Source organism: Planktotalea sp. (assembly GCF_039984035.1).
In the GTDB taxonomy this organism is placed as follows: Bacteria; Pseudomonadota; Alphaproteobacteria; order Rhodobacterales; family Rhodobacteraceae; genus Planktotalea.
This window is the reverse complement of sequence record NZ_JBDWVM010000061.1, coordinates 1-6,916: the sequence shown is the minus strand read 5'-3', so window position 1 is coordinate 6,916 and position 6,916 is coordinate 1. Positions and strand designations below refer to the sequence as shown.

Here is a 6,916-nt window from a genome sequence, read left to right as displayed (position 1 = left end):
CTGGAACCAAGGTCTACACCAAGGGGCATCGCTCTCGCTCGATAAAGAAGAAAATGTGGCTGATGTCTTTTACCAGCCGCTTTTGGTCTGCATCGCAGGATTTGTTTTACTGTTTGTCGCGCTTGTGCTGTTGCGCACGCGCACAGAAATTCGCGCACGCCGGACCAAGGCGTTGCTCGCACGGGAGCGCATGGCATGATGCCTGATCTTGGGAAATACTCCGACACGGTACTCAGCGCCTATGGCGCGACGATTGTCTTGCTGGTGCTTTTGGTGCTGGTCAGCGTCTGGCAATCGCGGCGCGCTAAGGCCGCGCTCGCAGAGGTAGAGGCGCGGCGAAATGGCTAAAGTGTCCCCTTTGATGGTTGCGCCGCCCGTCATTTTCATCGCGTTGGCCTCCTTGTTCTATGTCGGCATGTTCCGCGAAGGCAAAGACGAGCTGGAATCGGTCTTTGTCGGAAAACCAGCCCCGAACGTGGTGACCGAAAAGGGGTTGGCGGATTTCACGCACACGCAACAAAGCGATCTCGCAACGGGCGAGGTCACGCTCGTGAACTTCTGGGCCAGCTGGTGCCCACCATGCCGCGCTGAGCACCCGAAATTGTTGGAACTCACCGAAGAGTTCAACATCGTTGGCGTCAACTTCAAAGATAACGCAGGCACGGCCACTCGTTATCTCGTGGAGGATGGCAACCCCTTCGACAGCGTCGCCTTTGATCCGCAAGGGCGCACAGCGATTGACTGGGGCGTAACTGCGCCGCCAGAAACCTTCATCTTGGATGGGAACGGCACAGTGCTCTATCGTTTCGCGGGGCCACTTATCGGCAGCGATTACGAGCAACGTTTTCTGCCAGAGCTGAACAAAGCGCTCGGAAAATAAGGTCTAGAGGCGGTAACCGCCGGAAACCGTTAACGTCTCACCCGTGATAAAGCTGGCCTCGTCCGAGGCGAGAAAACGCACAGCTTTGGCAATGTCTTCTGGCACGCCAGATCGGCCAAGCGCGGTCATTTCGACAAATTTTGCAACGAGGTCCGCAGGACGCGGGCTTTCCACCCGCTCAATCGCACCGGGGGCCACGCCATTCACACGGATGCCCTTGGGGCCAAGCTCCTTCGCTGCGCCGCGTGTCCATGTGTTCATGGCAGCCTTGCTTGCCGAATAGCCGGACGCGCCCATCGCGGGCAGGTAGGCATTCACCGACGAGATATTCACCACCGCCGCGCCGCGTTTCAAATGCGGGATCGCAGCTGCGAGCAGGCCCATCGGGGCAAGCAAGTTGACAGTAAGATTGGCGATTTCGGCGGCAGGATCAACACCGTCGAGCGGGGTCATCTCAATCGCGCCTGCGTTGTTCACGATGACATCGATCTGGCCGAATTTCTTGAGGACCGCTTCAATGACCTTTGGCGGCACATCTTGCGCGCTTAGATCCGCTTGGATCGCAAAGACCTTTGGATGGGCCTTGAGCAAGTCGTCGGGCGCTGTGGAATTATACGTCGTCGCGATGCGATGATCTTTGGCGAGGTTTTCGACGATAGCCCGCCCAATCCCGCGCGCACCACCTGTGATGAGAGCTGTTTTCATGGGGAACATGTTTGGCCGTATTGGCCAGAGTTGCAAGTCGCTCAGTCGATTTTAAGTACGACGTTCAAAATTTGGGCATTGTGCCCGAACCGAGGGGAGGGCGTAAAGCGCCCGCCCCGTGGGGGCGGTTCGGGCGCTGCCAAAGCAGAGCTTTGGCAATTCACGCTCCCTTTCTATTCCGCCGCCAGATCACGCAACACGTAGTGTAGCACACCGCCGTGTTCGACGTATTCGATCTCAATCGCGGTATCGATACGGCATTTCAGCTTGATTTCATGCACCGTGCCGTCCGCCATCGTGATCGTACAAGGCACTTCTTGCAGCGGCTCAATCGTATCGAGGCCAGAGATTGATACGCTTTCATCGCCCGTCAGGCCAAGGGAATTGCGTGTCACGCCGTTGGTGAACTCAAACGGGATCACGCCCATACCAACGAGGTTGGAGCGGTGGATGCGTTCAAAGCTCTCTGCGATCACAGCCTTCACGCCCAAGAGCGCCGTGCCTTTGGCAGCCCAGTCCCGCGAAGAACCTGCGCCGTATTGCACGCCGCCGAAGATCACCAGCGGTGTGCCGGCCTCCTGATGGGCCATCGCCGCGTCATAGATTGAGGTTTGTTTGCCATCTGCACCGCGGGTGTAACCGCCTTCAACGCCGTCGAGCATTTCGTTCTTGATGCGAATGTTGGCGAATGTGCCGCGCATCATGACCTCGTGGTTGCCGCGCCGTGATCCGTAAGAGTTGAATTCGCGCAGAGGCACCTGGCGGTCGATCAAATATTGACCCGCTGGCGTGGTTTCCTTGAACGCACCGGCGGGGGAGATGTGATCGGTGGTGATCATATCGCCGAGCAGGGCTAGCACTTTGGCGTCTTCAATATTGGTGATCACGCCCGGTTCCTTGGACATGCCTTGGAAATACGGTGGGTTCTGGATGTAGGTAGAGGTCGCAGGCCAATCGTAGGTTTCCGCCTGAGGGACTTCGACGCCTTGCCATTTGTCATCGCCTTTGAAGACGTCGGCATATTTGGTCTGGAACGCCTCGCGCTTGACTGTTTGTTCAACGAGTTCTGCGATTTCTTGCGTCGTGGGCCAGATGTCTTTCAGGTAGACTTCCTTACCATCTGGCGTGGTCGCGATGACGTCTGTTGCCAGATCGATGTCCATCGTGCCTGCCAGCGCATAAGCCACGACGAGTGGCGGCGAGGCGAGGTAGTTCGCGCGCACGTCGGGGCTAATACGACCTTCAAAGTTACGGTTGCCCGAGAGGACCGAGGTTGCCACCAAATCACCCTCTGCGATGGCTTCTGACAGCTCCTTTTGGATCGGTCCAGAGTTACCGATGCAGGTCGTGCAGCCGTAGCCAACAAGGTTAAAGCCGATAGCATCGAGATCGTCTTGGAGTTCCGCCGCTTCCAAATAGGCGGAAACAACCTGTGATCCGGGGGCGAGGGATGTTTTGACCCAAGGTTTACGGTTAAGCCCAAGCGCGGCTGCTTTGCGCGCCACGAGGCCCGCGCCGATCATCACATAAGGGTTGGAGGTGTTCGTACAGGAGGTGATCGAGGCGATCACAACCTTGCCGCTATCGAGCGTATAATCCTCGCCAGCGACAGGGACTTGTTTGCCCATGGGACGTTTGAACGTTTCTTCCATCTCTTTGCGGAAGGCGGCCTTGGCTCCCGTCAAAGCCACAAAGTCTTGCGGGCGTTTCGGGCCAGAGATGGCGGGGACAATCGTGCCCATGTCGAGCGTGAGTGTGTCCGTATAGATCGGTGCATAGTCGTCACCGCGCCAGAGGCCATTTTCCTTAGCATAGGCTTCGACAAGCGCGATGCGTGCCTCGTCGCGGCCCGTGGTACGCAGGTAGCGCAGGGTTTCGCCGTCAATCGGGAAGAAGCCACAGGTCGCGCCATATTCAGGGGCCATGTTGGCAATCGTCGCACGATCCGCGAGCGGGAGCGTGTCGAGACCTTTACCGAAGAATTCCACGAATTTGCCAACAACACCTTTGGCGCGCAGCATTTCCACGACCTTCAGAACGAGGTCTGTGCCGGTCGTGCCTTCCATCATTTCGCCGGTCAGCTCGAAACCGATGACCTCGGGGATAAGCATGGAAATGGGCTGGCCCAGCATAGAGGCTTCCGCCTCAATTCCACCAACGCCCCAACCAAGCACGGCAACGCCGTTCACCATGGTCGTGTGACTGTCCGTGCCAACGAGCGTGTCAGGGTAGGCGACTTCTTCGCCATTTTGATCAACGTCGCTCCAAACAGTTTGCGAAAGATACTCAAGGTTCACCTGATGGCAAATGCCTGTTCCGGGGGGAACCACACGGAAATTTGAAAACGCAGACTGTCCCCATTTGAGGAATGTGTAGCGCTCCATGTTGCGTTCGTATTCGCGATCCACGTTCATTTGGAAAGCACGTGGGTTGCCAAATTCATCGATCATGACCGAGTGATCGATCACCAGATCAACGGGATTGAGCGGGTTAATTTTTTGAGCATCGCCGCCCAACGCCTTGATCCCATCGCGCATTGCCGCCAAATCCACGACTGCTGGAACACCGGTGAAATCCTGCATCAGAACGCGAGCAGGGCGGTATGCAATCTCGCGTGGGTTCTTGCCACCATTCGCGCCCCACTCGGCGAAGGCCTTGATATCATCCACAGAAACGGTTTTTCCGTCTTCAAAACGAAGCATGTTTTCCAACACAACCTTGAGCGCGGCGGGGAGCTTGGAAAAGTCCCCAAGGCCAGCATCGCTCGCGGCTTGGATGGAATAATAAGAAATGGAAGATCCGCCAACCGAGAGCGTTTTACGCGTCTTGCTGGAATCCTGACCGACTGTGATGGGCATGGCTGCCTCCTAAATTAATACTCAATAAGGAATGTCGCTAAAATATGTCTGCCTGATCGTGATCATTCTATCAAGGGCGATGCAGTAGCTGACCGGTCTTTGCGGCCTTGGGTTAACCATAGATCAGAAACGGTTTGTTGCAACAGATCGCGCAACTCTCGCAAAAGGGTGATTGGTCATTTCAGGTTTTTAGGATTATCTAAAACCACGACACATTCTTAAGGCGGAATATTCTTGATGACAAAATTTTCAGCACTTGCAGCGGCTTTCTGGATTGCTCTTTCTGGTACGGCGCAGGCGCAATCACAGCCCGTGGTGATTGAATTGTTCACGTCTCAAGGGTGTTCGTCCTGTCCGCCAGCGGATGCCTTGATGCATGAGCTGGTGAAACGCGATGATGTTTTGGCGCTTTCGATGCATGTGGACTACTGGGACTACATTGGCTGGAAAGATATCTTTGCAAGCCCGTCCAACACTGCGCGTCAACAGTCTTATGCCAAGGCAGCAGGCCGTCGCTCAGTCTACACGCCACAAATGATTGTTGGCGGAGTGGATTCCGTTGTCGGCACGCATCCCAAAGACGTCGCAAGCCTGATTGCGAAACATACGGCGCAGGACAAAGACGTTTCCTTAGACGTATCTCGGGATGACGATATGGTGACGATTGCCGCCACTGCGAAACAAGCTGGACAGTATGAAGTCAAGTTCGTGAACTATCGCGCGGCGCAAACGGTTGAAATCAAACGCGGTGAAAATGCAGGTCGTACAATCACTTACGTGAACGTTGTATCTGATTTCGGAACCATACAAGAATGGGACGGAAGCACGCCTTTGGCGATCTCAGCGCAAGTTGGCACCGGACCTGCTGCAATTTTGATCCAACGTGCCAATCATGGCGCGATCGAAGCTGCGGCGACGATCAACTAAACTTTAGGTGTTTTTCCAACGACGGTGAATCCAGAACCACTGGTGCATGTTTTCTCGCACCAGTTCTTCCAAGCCTTCGTTCACCGCTTGGGTCATGGTTTCCGCATCGCTGTGCGGAATTTCCGCCTGAACGACGATCTTGAAATCAAGGCCGTTTTCCTGCCGGATCGCATAAACGGGGATCAGCGCCGCATTGAACTTGAGCGCGAGTTCTGCCGTGACTAGTGATGTAATGGCTGGCTTGCCAAAATAGGACAGACGCGCGCCGCCGTGGGCGTGTAAATCCGTTAAGATCCCCAAAACACCGCCAGATTTGATATGGCGCACCATCTGCGTCATGCCTTTGCGACCCTGTTCAAACATCGGTGTGCCAATGGTTGAGATCGATTTAACGTAATGTTCGTTGAAATAGGGGTTGGACATCCGGCGATAGAGCGCGCCCATGTTATGCCCCTTGGCGATCAACGCGGCGCGGCTGACGTCGTAATTTCCAAAGTGACCTGTGACGAGGATGACAGGCCGTCCCTCGGCGCGGGCAGTTTCCAGCGCTTCATAGCCGGGGCCTGTGATCGGCGCTTGGATCGCGCGCTCGACGAAGTCTTTGCCCGAGTAAAGCTCAATCAGGGTACGGCCAGCATTGTTTGGCACAGCTTTGCACAGGCGCGCGACCTCGGCCTTGTCCAAATCAGGTAAAACATGCGCTAGATTCGCGCGGATGCGTTTGGGGTATCCTGCGAGTGGTGAGACGATGTTTTCAACCAGCCACCCCATCGTGCGCACACGTGCGGCGTAGGGCAGTGCAAGCGCCACGCCAATCAGCGCGCGCAAGAACATGTTGGTGATATATTGCGAGACGCGTTTCATGTGGGAGGGCTTACTGTGCTTGGCGCGCGGGCTCAAGCCGAAGGCGCGCGCGCAAGTCCTGTTCCAATCATTGAATCGCGTGTAACGAGCGCGGCGAGCGCCTCTTCGCCCATTCCGTCGGTGCCATCTGGGCGGGCGGGGATCACGACGTAGCGCATATCGGCCGTGCTGTCATGGACGCGCACCTTGGTCGTCGCGGGTAGTTCGACGCCGAATTCCGATAGAACCTTGCGCGGCTCTTTCACGGTCCGTGCGCGATAAGCGCGTGATTTGTACCAATCGGGTGGCAGTCCAAGCAGGTTGCGTGGGTAGCAAGAACACAGGGTACAAACCACGACGTTATGGGTGTCGATCGTGTTCTCAATCGCGATCAAATGCAGCGCGCCAACGTCAAAGCCCATTTCTTTACAGGCGGCTGATCCATCCTTGAGCAACCGTTCTTTAAAATCAGGATCGCTCCACGCGCGCGCAACCACTGCCGCGCCATTGGCGGGCGAGCGTGAATCCATCGCATCAATCTGCGCTGCGACCTCGTCCGAGGTTGTGATTTGCTTCTCGATCAGAAGCTCGCGAACAGCTATTTCCATAGTTTGCCAGTAGTTTAAGGGCGTGTCATCATCTTTTCTGTAAGGGTGTCCAGAAGGTGAAAGATGGTCCGCGTGATCATGTGGCATCTGTGGTC

Annotated in this window: 7 protein-coding genes and 1 pseudogene; 4 read left to right on the top strand and 4 right to left on the bottom strand. The window is 56.0% G+C overall.

The genetic code is table 11. The features are described 5' to 3' along the window. From ABJQ89_RS02730 to ABJQ89_RS02720, 3 genes and pseudogenes are all read left to right on the top strand, one after another. Positions 1–199: pseudogene (locus ABJQ89_RS02730) on the top strand (transcriptional regulator); the annotation flags it as partial. After that, positions 196–348, top strand: coding sequence for a heme exporter protein CcmD (ccmD, locus tag ABJQ89_RS02725; protein WP_348494736.1), 153 nt, complete (start codon positions 196–198; stop codon positions 346–348). The pseudogene ABJQ89_RS02730 and the gene ccmD, both read left to right, overlap by 4 nt. Continuing rightward, the gene (locus ABJQ89_RS02720) at positions 341–880 is read left to right on the top strand and encodes a DsbE family thiol:disulfide interchange protein (RefSeq protein ID WP_348494735.1); all 540 of its coding nucleotides are present in this window, start codon (positions 341–343) and stop codon (positions 878–880) included. The genes ccmD and ABJQ89_RS02720 overlap by 8 nt, the downstream gene beginning before the upstream one ends. A 3-nt stretch (positions 881–883) precedes the next feature. Here ABJQ89_RS02720 and ABJQ89_RS02715 read toward each other — a convergent pair whose 3' ends face one another. Beyond that, positions 884–1,585: an SDR family oxidoreductase gene (locus ABJQ89_RS02715; protein ID WP_348494734.1), complete on the bottom strand. Its 702-nt coding sequence runs from the start codon at positions 1,583–1,585 to the stop codon at positions 884–886. 173 nt (positions 1,586–1,758) lie between these two features. Beyond that, positions 1,759–4,443, bottom strand: a complete 2,685-nt coding sequence (acnA, locus tag ABJQ89_RS02710; protein WP_348494733.1) for an aconitate hydratase AcnA — start codon at positions 4,441–4,443, stop codon at positions 1,759–1,761. Between the two features lie 237 nt (positions 4,444–4,680). Here acnA and ABJQ89_RS02705 point away from each other — a divergent pair, with 237 nt between their 5' ends. Beyond that, positions 4,681–5,370 carry a DUF1223 domain-containing protein gene (locus ABJQ89_RS02705; protein ID WP_348494732.1) on the top strand — a complete coding sequence of 230 codons (690 nt, stop codon included), beginning with the start codon at positions 4,681–4,683 and terminating at the stop codon, positions 5,368–5,370. Positions 5,371–5,373: 3 nt separating this feature from the next. On the opposite strand, the gene ABJQ89_RS02700 is transcribed toward ABJQ89_RS02705, so the two are convergent. Further along, positions 5,374–6,234, bottom strand: coding sequence for a lysophospholipid acyltransferase family protein (locus ABJQ89_RS02700; RefSeq protein WP_348494731.1), 861 nt, complete (start codon positions 6,232–6,234; stop codon positions 5,374–5,376). A 32-nt stretch (positions 6,235–6,266) separates the two neighbouring features. Further along, positions 6,267–6,908 carry a nitrile hydratase subunit alpha gene (nthA, locus tag ABJQ89_RS02695; RefSeq protein ID WP_348494737.1) on the bottom strand — a complete coding sequence of 214 codons (642 nt, stop codon included), beginning with the start codon at positions 6,906–6,908 and terminating at the stop codon, positions 6,267–6,269. Between the last annotated feature and the right edge of the window lie 8 nt (positions 6,909–6,916).